Here is a 14,832-nt window from a genome sequence, read left to right as displayed (position 1 = left end):
TGCGCCGATGACGAAAGCGGCGCGATTGCGCTATTCGGCTGATCTTGGCCCTGGACGGATTGTGCGCCCCCGCGCAGCGGCGCATTTTCTATATTCCTCTCGCACCCAGCCGCGATTGACCTTTTTTGGCGCGTGCGTCGTAATTAGCTGCCTTACGGTTTCAGCTTGAGTGAACCCCTTGTCAAAAAGTTCCCATGTTTGGCGCTCAATAACACTTCGGCCGACGCTTACCTGCTTGACAGGTTGTGGCGTTATTCTCAGCTCTGCCGGGCAGACGCTAAGAAGAGCATCTCGGTCAAATCGCAACCCGGACCATCGTTGCCCGTGCACCTTCAGACTTCCGAGCGGGTACAATCCGTCGGACCCAAATTGGCCTGCTTCAAAGGCGAGAGCTGACACTTCAACCAAGCCATCCTTGGGGTCGCGTATGCCAACTGCGCCGACCCTTCCTTCTGCGGCATAACCAAGAAGCGCTCGCCGCGCCTCTTCACGGGTCTGAGCGTCGATCATTTCGCTCAATTCTATCCATGCTGCGGCCACGGAAAGGTAATCTCCTCGCACGCGCCCAGGAGTATCCGCTGCAATGGAGGCAATATGCGCGGTCAGAGCTGCATCACGTGTTGCGATCCAGGTCACGGCTTCCACTAAGAGCATCCGGGTCATGCGCGCCGCTCCAGTACGACAACATTGCTGGCCGCAGACTTGCCGGTGATCGCCTCCATGACGTGCCGAGCCCACGCATCCAGTGCAGAGCGCTTCTCCGTCTCATAGCGATAGGTTTGGTACACGCCGACGATCCCGGCACGCGTGCCGCTGACGTGATTGATGACCGCCTCCGTGACCTCCACCGGGAAGCCGAGTCGCTGACAACCAGCGGCGAGCGTGCGGCGCAGGTCGTGGAGCGTCCACGGCTTGACAGACAGGGCGGCAAGCTCATCCTCACCTGCCCCGGCGTCCGCCGCCTCATGCTTCATCAGGTCCAGCATCGACGCGTCGAGTCGTGCCTTCACCTTGGAGAACCCCGACACCGGCGTCTCGCCAGTGGTCGTGAATAGCAGCCGCGGATCGGGGCGCTTGTCGCCGGTCTCACGCACCGCCCTGATGACGGGGAGGTCTGTGACAATCGACATCGCCGGGTCGCTGAGCGGCACCAGGTTGGGCAGCCCGTTCTTCGATCGCGCGCCGGGCAGCAACCATTGCCTCGCCTCCTTGTCGACCTCGACCCACGACATGCCGGCGACCTCGTCGCGGCGCTGGCCCGTCAGGATGAGCAGCCGGACGATCGGACCGAAGGGCCACCCGAGCCCGCCTGCCGCCAGCCACACGAGCCGCAGTTCGGCATCGGTCAGCGTCCGGTCTCGCTTGCCCATCTTTGCGGGCGGCTTGATCCCAGCCATCGGGTTCTTTCCTGCCGGAAAGTGGCGACGTTCTTTGTCGATGGCATACGCGAAGATCTGCCGTAGCGCCTTGTAGCCCTTCAGAGCGGCAGAGGGGCCACGTTCGCCCAGCGCCTCCAGCAGCTCGACCACGTCGGCATCCTCGATCGCTGTCAGCGGCGTGGTGCCAAACCGAGGGACGAGATCACGATTGATGACACCCTCGGTCTCGCGCCAGCTCTTCGCCTGATGCACCTTGGCGTACTTGTCGACATACCGACCCGCGAACGTCGAGAAGGCCAGCCTTTCAGAGATCACCGCCGAAGCCGTCGCCTTCGCCCTCGCCTCGCGATCGGCCGCTACCTTCGCCTTGGCCGCATCGAACGGATCGTCCTGCCGGCGCACCTGTTCCAGCAGCTCAGTGGCGCGCTTACGTGCTGTCTCGGCCGTCCAGGGAGAGCCATGCTTGCCGATGGTCACGCGGCGCGTGGGAGAGCCCCTGCCGCCAATCCGATACTGGACGATGTAGGAGCGAACGCCCCTGTCGGTCACCATCACACCGAAGCCCTTCAGACGCTCGTCCCAGAGGTGCTCACGCTTCCCTGCGGCCGGCAACGGCACCGCCTCCACGGAAAGCTTCGTCACCTTACCGACAGCCACGCTCTACACCTCCTAGATAAGCACCGGGATAACACGCAAGCAGCAACGTGGGAATACGCGCGAGGACTCCTAGCGAGACAAAGTGAGTACAGCGACGGATTTGCGCGGCTTGCGGCGATGTAGGATTGCCGCCGAGGCTATGTAGCACGGACTTTGTAAACCGAAGGTCGCGGGTTCGATCCCTGCAACCGGCACGTTGACGTCTCCGAAGCGCAGATTTCCGCGCTTTTGGCGGTTTTCCGTCACTTCCGGCCCTGGAATGGGTACATCGGAAGGTACACAACCGCTATGTCCCTGGTGATGGAAAACACCCGCACGCTGGCTTCTGGGCGCGTCATCTACCGCCGCGTCTATCCAGCGAAGCTTCGGCCATTCGTCCCGAAGCAGGCACGAGAGTTCAAGGTCTCGCTGGGGCGCAAGGATGCCGGGATTGGCGCTCGGTGTGATGCGGCCAAGCGGAAGTACGAGGCCATTATCGCCGAGGCGAAAGCACGGCTATCCGGTGCTCTTACGGCCCTCACTCCGCTCCACGCCACTAGCCTCGGAGAGTGGCTCAGGGCCGAAATGCTGTCGGACGACGAGGAAGCTCGGTGGGACCAGACCGAACGCAACCTCTACGACTCGGTCGCTAGCCAACTCGACGCCCTTGGTGTCGACTACAAGGCCGGTTGGAGCGGCAGGAGCAAGTTCCGTTGGAGCGAGAAGGCGGCCGCCACCGTCTCGGGCAACCTAGAGGTCCTCAAGCGCTACCGGGCCACCGGGGACTTGGACGCGATCGTGGAGACGTGGGGGCAGGAGGCCACGGAGCTTGCGGCCACGAAGGGCTTTGAGGTTCGCGCTGACGATGAGCAGAGCCTCGCCATCGTCTGTCGCGCTCTCAACGATGCAGCGATCCGAGCTGGAGAGGACCGGCTGCGTCGCATGGCTGGCGAGGATGTGCCTACCCCCGCTTTCCCGGACCTGGTCCTGCCAATGCGGGAGGTGGAAGCTCGACCGGCGCTCGGCCTGCTAGCAATTTTCGACGGCTACGCTGCGGCCCAGGGGATCAGCGCAGGCGTGCGGAACGAGTGGCGGAAGGCCGTCGAGCGCCTGGTCGAGTTCCTCGGCCATGACGACGCCTCCAAGCTGACGGCGGCCAACCTCCGCGACTGGCGAGACGCTCTGCTCTTGGAAACGACAGCGAAGGGCTCTCTCCGCACGCCTCGGACCGTTCGGAACAAGTATCTCACCCCGGTCAAGGCCGCGCTCAAGTGGGCCGTGGACGAGCAGCGTCTTGAAGCGAACGTCGCGAGCACCGTGGTCGTCAGGGTCCCGAAAGCCGCCAAGCTGCGCGAGAAGAGCTACACGAACGAGGAGGCCACTCGCGTCCTTAAGGCAGCGCTTGCTCCGTCGTCTGAGCGTTCGTCCGCCAAGTCCGCCCTTGCGAGACGATGGGTGCCATGGCTCTGCGCCTACACCGGGGCTCGCGTAAACGAGGTCACACAACTCCGCCGTGAGGACGTGATACAGCAAGATGGCGTCTGGCTGATCCGCATCACGCCTGCCGCTGGCCGAGTGAAGACGAACGAAGCCCGCCTAGTTCCCATTCACGAGCACCTGGTCGAGCAAGGCTTCCTCAGGGTTGTCGAGACGGCAGTAGCCGGACCATTGTTCTACGACGAGGCCCGGCGGAGGGTTGGGGAGGACACGGAGAGCCGGCAGCACAAGAAGATCGGGGAGCGTCTAGCCGCTTGGGTAAGGAACGAGGTCGGCATCGTCGATCCAGGCATCAAGCCCAACCACGCATGGCGCGACACCTTCAAGACGATCGCGCTGGAGGCCGGCATCCAGGAACGCGTCATCGACGCCATGGAGGGACACGCCCCAAACACCGTTGGCCGTACCTACGGTCACGCATCTGTGAAGACGATGGACGACGCCATGAAGCGCTTCCCTCGTTTCAACGTATGATGCCTTTGTCACCCCCTGCCCTGCCAGCTACCCTCAGCCCGCTCCTCTCAGAGCATAGCGCTAGGACCTCGTCGGAGGCTTGGGGCCGTAGCAGCGGCCAGGTGAGCCCCACCGCTCTCCCTCATCCTGTCAGGCCCATCCACATGATCTGCATGAAGGCGGTTGCCGTAAAAGCGATGACGCTTCCAAGCCGGGGACGTGACATCGCCGTCGATACGAAGCTCGCAAGGACGCAGATCGCCGCGACAGCGAATTCGGCGGCTGGAAAGGTGAAGAACGGCGTAGAGGCGTGCTGAAGGCTGTCCTGAGCCTCGAACCAACCCTGCAACCGCTTCGTCTCAAGCATGGTCCAGAGCAGCCAGATGGCGCTGAGGACGGGCAGCACATACCGAAGAAGGTGGCGGCCAGCCGTTGTCATGCGCGAGAACGTCATGTCCCCTCATAGCGGAGGGTTCACGGCAAGCCATCGGGTCCGTTCGTCGGCAGGCGCTAGGCCGTGAAGATGAACCGCGTACGCTCAGTCTCGGAAGAAGCCCCAGCCGTCTGCTCGACCCCGATGCGCTTGGGCCAGAGTATGCAGAAGCTCCTCGGTGACAGTGATGTTCTCACAGGTCGGCACCATGTCCTTGGAGGCCGTGACGTCCCAAGGTTCCCCTTCCCGATCAACCTTTTCGACGCTCACGGAAAAGCCTCGCTGCTTGGCCTCGCGGGCGAAGGCGTCAGCGCAAGCTCGGTCTGCAAAGACGTGTGAGAAGTCCACAGAGCGAGATGGGCCGAGGTCGCTCCCATCGGCTTCCATGTTCCGAAGGATGGCAGCATTCTCTTCGAACAACGTCAACACCGCCAACTTCCTCGGCATGATCCAACTCGCCTCCCTCTTGCAACGGGCCTCATGAGCCGTCGAGAGCCTAACGCCGTCGCTGAGCCGAGCGCTGGGACGAGCATGCCCTACAAGCCCCTCAGGGACTCACCAGACTCGATCGGGCCGCGCGAGCTACCCAGGTGGCCTGAGGGTCGCGGATCGCGTCCAGCGGGCTCCTGAGGCGCGGCAGACACCCTAGCCGCTTAACTGGCATCTAAGCGCGAGACAATCCAATCTGCGATCGGGTGGAAGGCCTTTTCTGTTTCAGCATACATGCGGTCCTTTTGTGATAGGGCCTCCTCCTGAAAGAAAAGTGCCAATTGACGCTTTGTCACTTCACCCACACCAAAATGAGCTGCGGACGCAGACCTTAAATCGCCCTTATATATTGCCTCACTAGTGCAGTTTTCAAGCGATCTATCTATATCACCTAATGTCGCGACCTCGTCGTCCTTCAGCATAAGTTCGTCAACATAGCGCTTTTTAGACCGTCTACCCGCCTGATCATCATCAAGAATCACAACAAACTTAACGCCCCAACCCCTAAACAACGATATAAGCGCCGGCAGCGAAGATGCGCCATTTGCTGGAAACAACTTTATGTCGCTGTCTCCTTTGATCCTACGGTAAAGATAATAGAAGGGGTGATAGTCGTACTTTCCCTCAACGATGACCGCCTTGGAAGCGCCGAGCAGCGGACTGATCGGCACCTCAAGTGCGTCAAGCACAGGCTGGAAATATGTGGTTTTGGTTGAATTATTGCCAACGAAGGTTCGGTACTTTACCGCACGAACATCAGTCTTTTTCGTAGAGAATGCATCAACATCATCTTCGTCATCATAGTTATTTGCAAGGTTTTCTATGATGTAGCTTTTCTCCAGCCACAAAGGATTGACCATGTAGTGGGAGTGCGTTGAGTAAATAATGTGGGTATCGCCATGCGCGATGCGTGCGAAGCTTTCCAGCAGTTTCATCTGAGCTCTACTATGCAGGTTCGCCGCAGGTTCATCAAACAAGAATATAGTACCGCCTTGATCCGCTCTATTTTTTCGAAACTGCGTGAATAGAAGAAATGAGAAGAACCATCGAAATCCTAGGGAGCGCTCAGATAGGCTGTATTTTGACTGCCCATCTACAATGTAGACTTCAAGGTAAGGAACGTTGTCGCGCTCGGCATCAAGAAGCCAATCTACCTGAACCCTTTTTCCGGAAAAATTTCGCCCAAGAATTTGGTTCCAGGAACCGAAAATGACGCGGCTCATTTCGTTGCTTGCTTTTTGCAAGACAGCATCAACTTGCTTCTTTTCGTCTCTACCGAAAACGAAAGCCATAAATGTGGCGACCGTGGGATGCTCTGACTTCAAGGCGGCTATACGTTGGATTATGTGCCTTTCAACATTGAGGCCTTCGCCCTGACTGTCTAAGACATCCTGGATGACCTGAACGTAATAGTCGTTTATCTCGCTGTCCTGATCGGTTAGGTATATCCTATCTGGGAAATCAAACAGAAAGGTTGGGAAATATACTATCTTAGGAATGTACGAAGACAAAAAACGAATACCGCTAAGCCAGATAGCGCGTTTGTCAGCATCCCCCCTTCCGCCGTCGTAGTTAGTGAATTTCTTCTGGCGCTTTCCTCTTAAATCAAAGAAGATCGTCCAAAATGTGCTTGTGTCAAGATGCTTACTGTCGGCGAATTCATATGACCTTGCGACCGTGATAGTCTTGTTAAAGGCACTTTCATCTAACACCAAGCCATAAGCCTTGGAAAAATGCTCAGCCAAAGACCTCACTTCGCTCTCATCGAAGGTGATAGTGGCTCTAATCGAAACATGCCCAGTAAAGGCGGCCTTTCTGTCTTTAGGTATAAGGTCCTGAAGAGCAGATTTTTGCTGTACAGTACTTACAAGATTGGCGGTGTCCTTGTCTTCAGTGATAAAGTGTGACAGAGCCTCTAAGATCGTGGTCTTGCCGCTTTCGTTCAATCCAATCAAAGTCGAAACGTTTCCGGGTGCAGCTTCGGTTATGTCAATCGATGTTTTAGATATGCCCTTGAAGTTAAGGATATCAAATTTACGAAGCTCCACGGAGTCCTCCCCCAAACCTTAAAGACGTTCAATAGCGGCTTTTCGGCCGATGTCGTTGAGGATGATGCCCACAGCCGCAGGGGACGGCAAGCGGGACCGAGTACCCAACGCCCGTTACGGCGGTGCCAAATTGACGTGTAGCCTACCGGTGAAGGGGTTGGGTCCAAAGCAGGCACGAGGTTGTAATTGGATACGGCCGTTCAGACGCGAGGAGCGCAGAGGCCGCAAAGCTCGCTACGCTCCAAGGTCTTCGATCAAGAACCCTCCGCCAGGAAACGGCTCGAACGACGGCCGTCGGACCGTGAAGGTGCTGTGAGCCTCCTCGATCCCGAGAACGTCGAGCGCCTCCTGGACCGCTCCGTCAGCCAGTATCTTCGGCAGCGCTGGGGGCTTTATCCCAACCGCGTGCGTGACTTCCTTTTTCCGGACTACGGCGTCGCGATCAGCCTCGAAGCGCTCGGCGAGATAGTGGACCACCTGGCCCTTACGCCCGCTCAGGCCGACCGAACCTTTCGGCATCCACTCGCGCCGATGATAGCCGGGGAAGCAGTCGTCGAGCACCGCCTCAAGGTCCGAGCCGGCCGAGATGCACAGATAGACCCTACAGCCCCCGGCGACACCGTTGCGAGCCACACGGGCCCGCGAGCGACACACGGCCTGGAGGAGGTTGTGGGCTATCTCGCCCTTGCGCAGCGCCAAGCGCTCACCGTCGGTTAGCTCCGGGACCTTGCCATCACCGATCGCCGCTGCCGCTATCGCCTCATAGCCATGGTCCCCGTAGTCGGGCTGGCCAACGACGATGATGTTGGGAACGTGGGCGAAGGCATTCGTGCCGTGATGGCGCCCCCACGTCAGTCCATGTATGCGGTTGGCCACCTCGGGATCGAGCTTGAGGCGGACCTCGGGCAAGAGGGTGGTGGCGTCCTTGTAGTGGACGATCAGCCACTCTTCGCCCGGCCGCTGGCGAACGGTCCCGACGATTGCCTCCACGATCGCCCGTCGCGCCTTCGCGTCCGCCAGGGTCCTCCGACCCGAAGCGTGGCGCCAGACGTGGACAACCATGTCGCTGTAGTCGTTGTGGGCGGACGGTAACCGCGTCAGCGATCCCGTGCGCTCCTCCCAGAGCCGATAGGCCTTCCGGACCCTGCCAGACGCATCGAGCACGATGGCGGGCGCGAAGTCGGCGGGGAGCGTCGGAGAGGCACCAGCGAGCCGAACGTCGCCATGGATGTTGACCACTCGCGCCTCGTAGCCTGCCAGTGCCGATAGCTCCGCAGCGCCCACGAAGTCCGCAGCCTTGCCCCAGCTACCGCCGAGGTCCTCAGGGATCGTTAGGACGCTGCCTGGAGCGGCCTGCCACGCGTCGATGATGGTGGACTGGACCAACGTCGCTACGGCCTTCTTTGAGGCCCTGAGAGGCCCCAGGAGAGCGCCAAGATCATCGACCTTCACGACCTGCTGAGCGCCGGGGAGGATGCTCTCATCCCAAATCCGAAGAGCCCTGGGCGCACCTCGGTAGAAGAAGGCCGGCAGGGCGCTCATCGTCGCCTTCGCACCACGCGCCGCGAGACGCTGCTGCGTCGTGAACATGACGGGCGCTTGGTCGTGAAGGGCCTCAGGGGCTCCAAGCGCATTGAGCGTCGGCTCGCCGGTAAGGACCGCAACCTCATTCCGGTCGAGCCCCGCTGCCGCCAAATAGGTCTCTATCTCCGCGAGGCGGGACACGAGCACGAGGACACCACTGGCCGGGAGGAACCCGGAGGCCTTGTAGGCCCGGAGGAACATGGCGACCGCGAGGGACTTGCCGGTCCCTGGGTCGATAGCGGACAGATAGAAGGAAGGTGGCAACTCGCCCCGCAAGCCGGACTCCATGGCCGTGAGAACGGCGAACAGAGCCTTCTCTGCGTCAGGCGACAGGCTGGAACCGTATGAGCTTAGGGTGGACTTAAGGTCCTTGAAGGCCCTTTCGGCTAGGACCGATCCGCTGCCAGGAGCGAGAGGCTCGTTGAAAGTTGGCATTATCATCGTCGTGGATTACCCTATAAGGGCTTTTTGCCAACTTCAAGGCTGAAGGCTCGATAGTGGTTGATCATCATGGTCCAACCCCGAAGGGACCGTAAGGAGCTAAACGGCCTTTAAGTGTCCCACTCCGTCCTTGTCTCGTCGGCGTCCTCAAGCCCGACCACACCACAGCGCAAGGGGTGCTGAAGACTTGGAAAGCCGCAGAAACGCGCCCGTTGAAGGCAATACGTCGCCCGAATATTCTCGGAGCGACCGGCCGCCATTATCGGGGTGAAAAGACGCGCGCGCCCCCGTCGGAGCGGACTGAGCCCGGAAGACCCATAGGCTTGCGGATGCAGGTGTCCGCGACACTCTGGAAGGTTCGAAGCCTGAGATTGGCAACGTCCAATCGACCAGTCTGAGCATCGGCGAACGACACCCAACTCGCGACGGTTCCCTCCGCTGGCAGAGGTGCGCTAGAAACCGTCGAGGCAAGGTCGCTGGACAGGAGCGGCTTCATGCACGCAAGGATCGCCGCCCTTGTTGCGTCTGGGTCCAGCTCGGATGGCAGAACTGAACGGCCCGTCACCAAGCCGGCTGCGAGTTCCTGCGGCACGGACACCGGAGAGAGCTTCGACACGATCTCGACAGCCCAACGCCGGCTAGGTGGCGAGCTTTCCTTCTGCGACAGGATGCTCATCGCCAACGCGACATAATCCTTGTTCGTCGCCGATCGTGCCGAACTCCAGGAGATTGCCGCAGCAATCACCGACGCGAGGGCGGCGATCGAGCTGGCTATGACCGCGCCCCAAACCGCCAAACGTCGAGCGGTCGCCCCGCCACTCATTTTCCTGCGCCCTCCTGTGGCCTTCGGCCGCTCGGTGGCACACGGGGCGAGGAGGAGCAATCACCCCGAGTACGAGCAGTATCGCGTGACCGTAGCCTTGCTGATCCCAAAGCGCTCCATGGTCTCTCGGATGCTCGCGGGCCCGTTAGCCGCCCTCCAGGCTCGCACCTCAGCAGCATCAGCCGCCACCGGCCGACCAAGGCTCACCTTGCCGTGATGCGTCCTCCCGGTCGCCTCCAGCGCCGCGCGGGCCGCCTGGCGCCCGCTCTCGCAGCGCTCCTTGATCCGCTGGCGCTCCATGTCCGCCATCTGGGCGAGGACAGCCACGATAAGCTCTCCCACGCCGCGCCCAATCACTCCGAGGCCGCGCACGTCCAAGGTCACCCCCATGTCCATGAGGCGCCTCACGGTCGCCTGGACGTCAAGTGCGTCACGGCCGAGGCGATCGATGGCGTAGAGATGGAGCGTGTCACCCTCGCGGATGTAGCTGAGGAGCTTGGCGAACCCCGGTCGGTCCTCAGCCTTCACGGAGCCGCTGACGCCCACGTCATCAAACTCGCGGTCGAAGCCGCCGCCGAGCGCCTGCCGCTGAGCCTCGATCGACTGGTCGCCTGTGCTGACGCGGTAATAGGCGATGCGGCTCATGGTAGCGGCTCCGAGGCTCGAAAGGTACGCGCCCTTATTGAGGCGGCTTGAAACCGCCGTCCAGTATCTTTTGAGCCATCCTGGTGCGGGCCAAGAGGGGTGACTTGAAACCTACAACTTCTTAGCCATCGATTGGCTAGGGCGGTTGCTCTGCGGTCCTCGGGGTCACAGATGCCTTGCTGCTCATCGACCAGCTCATCCAGGCCACCAGTGACGTCGCTGACAATGTCGGGGGCAAGCACACCTAGCCGGCCTAAATGTCGCTGAGCGCCACGGCACGGGCCCAGTCGGCAAGGCAATGTCGCCGCTCGCGAGCAGGCCAGCCCTAGGCGCTGAGCCCCATGGCACGGCTCGCTCGACCCGCCCCCATCCGGCACCCGACCGCCGGGCGCCGTCGAGAATGCCGAATGCTCTTTACGGGTCCCTCCTAGCCAGATCGGATTATACTGCTGGGATCGAGCCGGGTCCAATTCGTGATCGACGCTTTCGCTGCGGCGCTTGTGCTGCCACTCGGACCTCCGTTTCATCCACGCGGGTCCTGAGAACACACGGTGCCGGCAACGACGGTTGGCCCGAAACGAGACTTCTCAACATGGTGCTCGAACGCTGTTTGGCTTTATCGAGCCTTGCCCCTCGCACATCGCGAAGGGCTTAGGGGGACTCAATGACGCGTTATATCGCTGCCGCACTTCTCGCTGGTACCAGCATCGCAGCACCCGCCTCCGCTGCGCCGCTCCTATTCGACTTTGTCGCGAACGATCCGTCTTGGGATGTCAGCTTCACCCTCGACAGCTCGCCATCGCCGACCGAAGCCAATCCGGTCGTCTTCCGCATCAGTGATGTTGAGATAAAGACGCTTCGTGGCGTCCAGCTCGCCGAAGTCTCATTCTACACCGCCGGCAATTTAGGCGGGTTCAGCGCTTATTGGGACAACAACATGCTCGCAAACACAACGGGCGTGCAGGTTTATAACGGTAACACGTCCAACCCTACCTTTGCTCCAGGCTCGTATACCTTGACCGGATACAATGATGAGACTGGAGGAACGCTCAACATCCGCAGCGTGAATGCCGCGGTTCCTGAGCCCGCAACATGGGCGATGATGATCCTTGGTATGGGCGTAATCGGTGTCGCCATGCGGCGGCAGAAGGTTGCGACAAACGTCCGCCACGCCTGACGTCTAGCCGACCTGTCGAGACTTGAGGACCGCCGGTTTACCGACTGGCGGCTCCTCTCGGTCGCGCGGTCACCAGAGGGGCGCTGAGGAGCTCTAGGCGCTAGCGCCCCCATGCCGTGCTCGACCCCTCCATGGGGCTCCCCGATCGGTGCTAGGCCCGCTCGTGACAAAGGGGTAAACGCTGTTTGCCGGTAGCACGCCTGCGCCTATCCGGCTCGGATGAAGGTGACGTACTGCCAGGATCGGCCAAAGAGGTTCATCCTCGAACGAGACGAGCCCGAGTTGCCGATCGTCGGCGACTTCGTCGAGCTGGAAGGCACACGGTACCTGATCCGCCGCGTAGAGCGCGTGGCCCGTGAGGCGCTCGCCTACGTCATTCGAGACTGAGCGCCGTACCGACCCGAAAGGCTTTAAGTCGCATCGATTGCCCGGCAACGCTCGTCCCGCCGTGCGAGAGTGGCCGCTCGCGGTGGCTGAGGTGGACATGAACATGCCATCGGATCATGGCCGGCGCGAGGGAGTATGATCCATGCGAAGGCCGCACGTGTTCAATGTGACCCACCACGGGGAGGAGATAGTCGTCGACATCGAAGCGCCAAGCGGGACGTGCAACCTCACGCTTACACGCGAGGAGGCGAGCCTCCTGATAGCCGCTCTAGTCACGGCGACGCGGGATTTCAGCAAGGACGCGGCCAGCAACGACCGCTAGAGGAGCCGGGGTGGTCGCGGGGACAACTAAGCCCGCATGAGGCGCTTGGCGAACTTATGGGCCTCAAGCTCGCTGTGGAAGAGGAAGTCGAGCCAACGACCCTCATCGGGCAGGTAGATGCCCCACGTCATCTTCGGGTGAGCGGACCGGAGCTTCGCGATGATGGTCGGGTTCGAGGGCATGTGGTTGGTGTAGCGGCCAAGGGTTGAGGATACGCCAACAACTCGCTGGCGCCGTGGTCCAGCGAGGCGCCATGTCCTATACAGCGCCCGGCGAGAAGCCACATCGATGATGGTCGATGGAGACTACTGACGGCGAGAGGGTCTACAGATCACGGGAAGGTTGAGATTGAAAACATGACAATCGTGAAAACCATCGCCAGTAAGGACGGTAAGCACCTTCTCGACATCGGTGTCAGTTCACTTGGGCTCTATCGCTATACCACCTTCAAAGAGATGTATTGGCCGGCCCCTGATCTTCATGACTCGCCCGAGTGGACACCCGATGAGTTCTCGGGGTTATTCGAGACAGCGGACGAGGCCGAGGCTGATGCCAGAGCTAAGCTTGATTGGCTGCGCGAATAATAGTGATTGAGGCCTAGGCCAGCTCCGCCGTCGCAGCGCCCCTCACGGCCTCGAAGGCCCTCTCGACGCCATGCCGGCGCCCTATGTCCACCTCGGCTCTCAACGCCTCCCAGAAGGCCGTGAGCAGCGTCCTGTCCACGCCCAGGCCCATGAGGCACCTGAGGGCTAGGCGTAGCCCCGCGTCCTCCTCGGGCCTGTGCTCGATCGCTTCTCGCAGGATGTCGGGGGATAGCTCAAGGACGACTCGGCGGGACCTGGGGGACATAACGCCTGAGAGAACACACCGGGAACGATGTAGGAAAGAGGTGAGGTGACGGCTCGTCCTGCTCGGGCTATCAGGGCCGGCGAGAGTCGTGGGGGCTCAGGGGGTTGTACCGTGATGTTGAGGAAGAGCTTGCTGTGCGCTGCGTGTCTCACGGGCACTCTCGGGCTGTCAGAGGCCGCGATGGCGCAGGCAGGGCCGGTAGGAGGCTCGGGGCGTTACGTGATCGTGCACAGCCCTCACGTCCAAAAGGATACCATCCTCCTCGACACGGCCACAGGAAAGACCTGGCAGCTAGCAATCGACGGCTCGCGCGGTGATGCGGTGTTCTGGACCCCTTTGGCCCGCCAGGACAACGAGGCGGAAGTTGCGGCTTGGCAGTTGGTCAATCCGAAAGCAGTCACTCCGGTCGTCCCGGGCCGGTGAGAGAAAGTGTCTGGGAAAGGGTATCGAGGTAAGCCCTGCGCCTACTGTGGCAAGGAGGGAGCCTCTTCGACGGCCGATCACGTCGTTGCCCGATCTTTCTTTTTCCCGGAGGACAGAGACAACCTTCCGCAAGTGCCGTCGTGCAATCGCTGCAACAACGACAAATCGAAGCTTGAGCATTACGCTGCGTCAGCCCTTGTGGCGGGTTCAAACCATATAGAGGGCGATCGCTTCCGGACTCAGATGGTACGCCCCAGGCTGAAGAGGAACCGCAAGCTCGGCAGAGAGCTGGGGATCGAGCAGTCCTCCCCCGTCTGGCTTAACGTCAACGGCGTTTTTCAACCCATGTTCACTCTGAAGGTTGACGCCCGAAAGCTTCGAAGCCTCGTCGCCTACGTCGCTCGTGGCCTATTCTGCCATCACATCGGTCGCCCGCTATCGTCTGATTTCGCGCCAGACGTCAGCATGTGGAAACCAATGAGCGAGCCTGCATTATGGGCTAGTTTGGCCGAGTACTTCCCTCCCGAAAGCTTTCGATGCGTAGCCGACCTAGGCCGCGGAAGTTTCATTTACGAAGGTGCTCAGAGCATAGTGCACCCTGACTTCTCGGTGTGGCGAATGTCGTGGCATGGAGTGCGATTGCACGGGCGTGAGAGCCCTCCCGAAGGCATTGGTACATGGTGGGCTATCACGAAGCCCACCCCGGCGGCTTTGAGCGTCTCGGGGAAGTCTGCGGATTGCTAGTCGCTGCCGCTCTTCTTCCCTGGCCCGAACTCTACCCGCACGCCCACGCCAAAGCCCACGGCAGCTACGGTCACTCCAGGCGCGAGGTGGAAACGGAGCGGCGTGCTCAGGATGCTCTTGGGCTCGGGAAGGTCTGGCAGAGGACGTAGGCGGAACTGCTCCTGATCGGCCCGGCCGCACACGACGACCTCGCCGCTCGCGGTTGGTGGACACGGCGACGACGTGGCCTTGAGCCTGTCGGGGACCTGAAGAGGGCCAGCAGGCCTCGTCAGGTCTGAAGGCGCCGGAGCGGCAATCTCGGTAGCGACTTGCTGTGCATCCATCACGCATCGTCTCCCGAGCGGGAGGATGAAGCCTGATTGTGTCCGGTCGATGGCGGTGAGCGCGATCAGGCGGGCCTAATGTCTCCAAACGGCGGACGAACGACCTCGGCTCGAAGCCAATGTCCCCTCGCCACGCACAGCCCCTCCAGCACCCCACGTCACCACGAGGGACGACCTGG

The 14,832-nt window shown here is 60.9% G+C and carries 16 protein-coding genes; 7 read left to right on the top strand and 9 right to left on the bottom strand.

The genetic code is table 11. The annotated features are described in order from the left end of the window. Nucleotides 1–30 precede the first annotated feature (30 nt). Both FHY05_RS05300 and FHY05_RS22775 read right to left on the bottom strand, forming a co-directional pair. On the bottom strand, nt 31–663 hold the full coding sequence (locus tag FHY05_RS05300; RefSeq protein WP_183943338.1) for a hypothetical protein: 633 nt from the start codon (nt 661–663) through the stop codon (nt 31–33). Next, entirely contained in the window at nt 660–2,036 is a 1,377-nt protein-coding gene (locus FHY05_RS22775) for a site-specific integrase (RefSeq protein WP_183943337.1), read from the bottom strand. Before FHY05_RS22775 ends, FHY05_RS05300 begins: the two co-directional genes overlap by 4 nt. A gap of 300 nt (nt 2,037–2,336) precedes the next feature. Here FHY05_RS22775 and FHY05_RS05290 point away from each other — a divergent pair, with 300 nt between their 5' ends. Continuing rightward, the gene (locus FHY05_RS05290) at nt 2,337–3,986 is read left to right on the top strand and encodes a tyrosine-type recombinase/integrase (RefSeq protein ID WP_183943336.1); all 1,650 of its coding nucleotides are present in this window, start codon (nt 2,337–2,339) and stop codon (nt 3,984–3,986) included. 121 nt (nt 3,987–4,107) lie between these two features. Here the strand turns inward: FHY05_RS05290 and FHY05_RS05285 are convergent, their stop codons facing one another. The 5 genes from FHY05_RS05285 to FHY05_RS05265 all read right to left on the bottom strand — a co-directional run bounded on the left by FHY05_RS05285 (nt 4,108) and on the right by FHY05_RS05265 (nt 10,428). Beyond that, nucleotides 4,108–4,419, bottom strand: a complete 312-nt coding sequence (locus FHY05_RS05285) for a hypothetical protein (protein ID WP_183943335.1) — start codon at nt 4,417–4,419, stop codon at nt 4,108–4,110. Between the two features lie 84 nt (nt 4,420–4,503). Continuing rightward, the gene (locus FHY05_RS05280) at nt 4,504–4,827 is read right to left on the bottom strand and encodes a ribonuclease E inhibitor RraB (protein WP_183943334.1); all 324 of its coding nucleotides are present in this window, start codon (nt 4,825–4,827) and stop codon (nt 4,504–4,506) included. 224 nt (nt 4,828–5,051) lie between these two features. Continuing rightward, complete coding sequence (locus tag FHY05_RS05275) at nt 5,052–6,935, bottom strand: AAA family ATPase (RefSeq protein ID WP_183943333.1); 1,884 nt, start codon at nt 6,933–6,935, stop codon at nt 5,052–5,054. A 234-nt stretch (nt 6,936–7,169) separates the two neighbouring features. Then, on the bottom strand, nt 7,170–8,954 hold the full coding sequence (locus tag FHY05_RS05270; protein ID WP_183943332.1) for a hypothetical protein: 1,785 nt from the start codon (nt 8,952–8,954) through the stop codon (nt 7,170–7,172). A gap of 889 nt (nt 8,955–9,843) precedes the next feature. Further along, the gene (locus FHY05_RS05265) at nt 9,844–10,428 is read right to left on the bottom strand and encodes a recombinase family protein (protein ID WP_183943331.1); all 585 of its coding nucleotides are present in this window, start codon (nt 10,426–10,428) and stop codon (nt 9,844–9,846) included. Nucleotides 10,429–11,092: 664 nt separating this feature from the next. On the opposite strand from FHY05_RS05265, the gene FHY05_RS05260 reads away from it, so the two are divergent. The 3 genes from FHY05_RS05260 to FHY05_RS05250 all read left to right on the top strand — a co-directional run bounded on the left by FHY05_RS05260 (nt 11,093) and on the right by FHY05_RS05250 (nt 12,314). Then, nucleotides 11,093–11,605 carry a PEPxxWA-CTERM sorting domain-containing protein gene (locus FHY05_RS05260; RefSeq protein ID WP_183943330.1) on the top strand — a complete coding sequence of 171 codons (513 nt, stop codon included), beginning with the start codon at nt 11,093–11,095 and terminating at the stop codon, nt 11,603–11,605. Nucleotides 11,606–11,824: 219 nt separating this feature from the next. After that, complete coding sequence (locus tag FHY05_RS05255; RefSeq protein WP_183943329.1) at nt 11,825–11,992, top strand: hypothetical protein; 168 nt, start codon at nt 11,825–11,827, stop codon at nt 11,990–11,992. Between the two features lie 142 nt (nt 11,993–12,134). Next, the gene (locus FHY05_RS05250; RefSeq protein ID WP_183943328.1) at nt 12,135–12,314 is read left to right on the top strand and encodes a hypothetical protein; all 180 of its coding nucleotides are present in this window, start codon (nt 12,135–12,137) and stop codon (nt 12,312–12,314) included. A 26-nt stretch (nt 12,315–12,340) separates the two neighbouring features. On the opposite strand, the gene FHY05_RS05245 is transcribed toward FHY05_RS05250, so the two are convergent. Further along, nucleotides 12,341–12,496, bottom strand: a complete 156-nt coding sequence (locus FHY05_RS05245) for a hypothetical protein (RefSeq protein WP_183943327.1) — start codon at nt 12,494–12,496, stop codon at nt 12,341–12,343. Nucleotides 12,497–12,670: 174 nt separating this feature from the next. Between FHY05_RS05245 and FHY05_RS05240 the strand changes: the two genes are divergently transcribed. After that, the gene (locus FHY05_RS05240; protein ID WP_183943326.1) at nt 12,671–12,898 is read left to right on the top strand and encodes a hypothetical protein; all 228 of its coding nucleotides are present in this window, start codon (nt 12,671–12,673) and stop codon (nt 12,896–12,898) included. Between the two features lie 13 nt (nt 12,899–12,911). Here the strand turns inward: FHY05_RS05240 and FHY05_RS22240 are convergent, their stop codons facing one another. After that, nucleotides 12,912–13,163 (bottom strand): hypothetical protein, encoded by a 252-nt coding sequence (locus tag FHY05_RS22240; protein ID WP_221191010.1) that lies wholly within the window; start codon nt 13,161–13,163, stop codon nt 12,912–12,914. Nucleotides 13,164–13,382: 219 nt separating this feature from the next. Between FHY05_RS22240 and FHY05_RS05235 the strand changes: the two genes are divergently transcribed. Both FHY05_RS05235 and FHY05_RS22855 read left to right on the top strand, forming a co-directional pair. Beyond that, a complete protein-coding gene (locus tag FHY05_RS05235) occupies nt 13,383–13,586 on the top strand; it encodes a hypothetical protein (protein ID WP_183943325.1) in 204 nt (67 codons plus the stop codon). 6 nt (nt 13,587–13,592) lie between these two features. Continuing rightward, nucleotides 13,593–14,330 (top strand): HNH endonuclease signature motif containing protein, encoded by a 738-nt coding sequence (locus FHY05_RS22855; RefSeq protein ID WP_183943324.1) that lies wholly within the window; start codon nt 13,593–13,595, stop codon nt 14,328–14,330. The last annotated feature ends 502 nt before the right edge of the window (nt 14,331–14,832 follow it).

The sequence above is a fragment of the Sphingomonas sp. BK580 genome (assembly GCF_014194975.1).
Classification (GTDB): Bacteria; Pseudomonadota; Alphaproteobacteria; order Sphingomonadales; family Sphingomonadaceae; genus Sphingomonas.
Note: the sequence above shows the minus strand (reverse complement) of the source record. Positions and strands in the feature narration are given on the sequence as shown.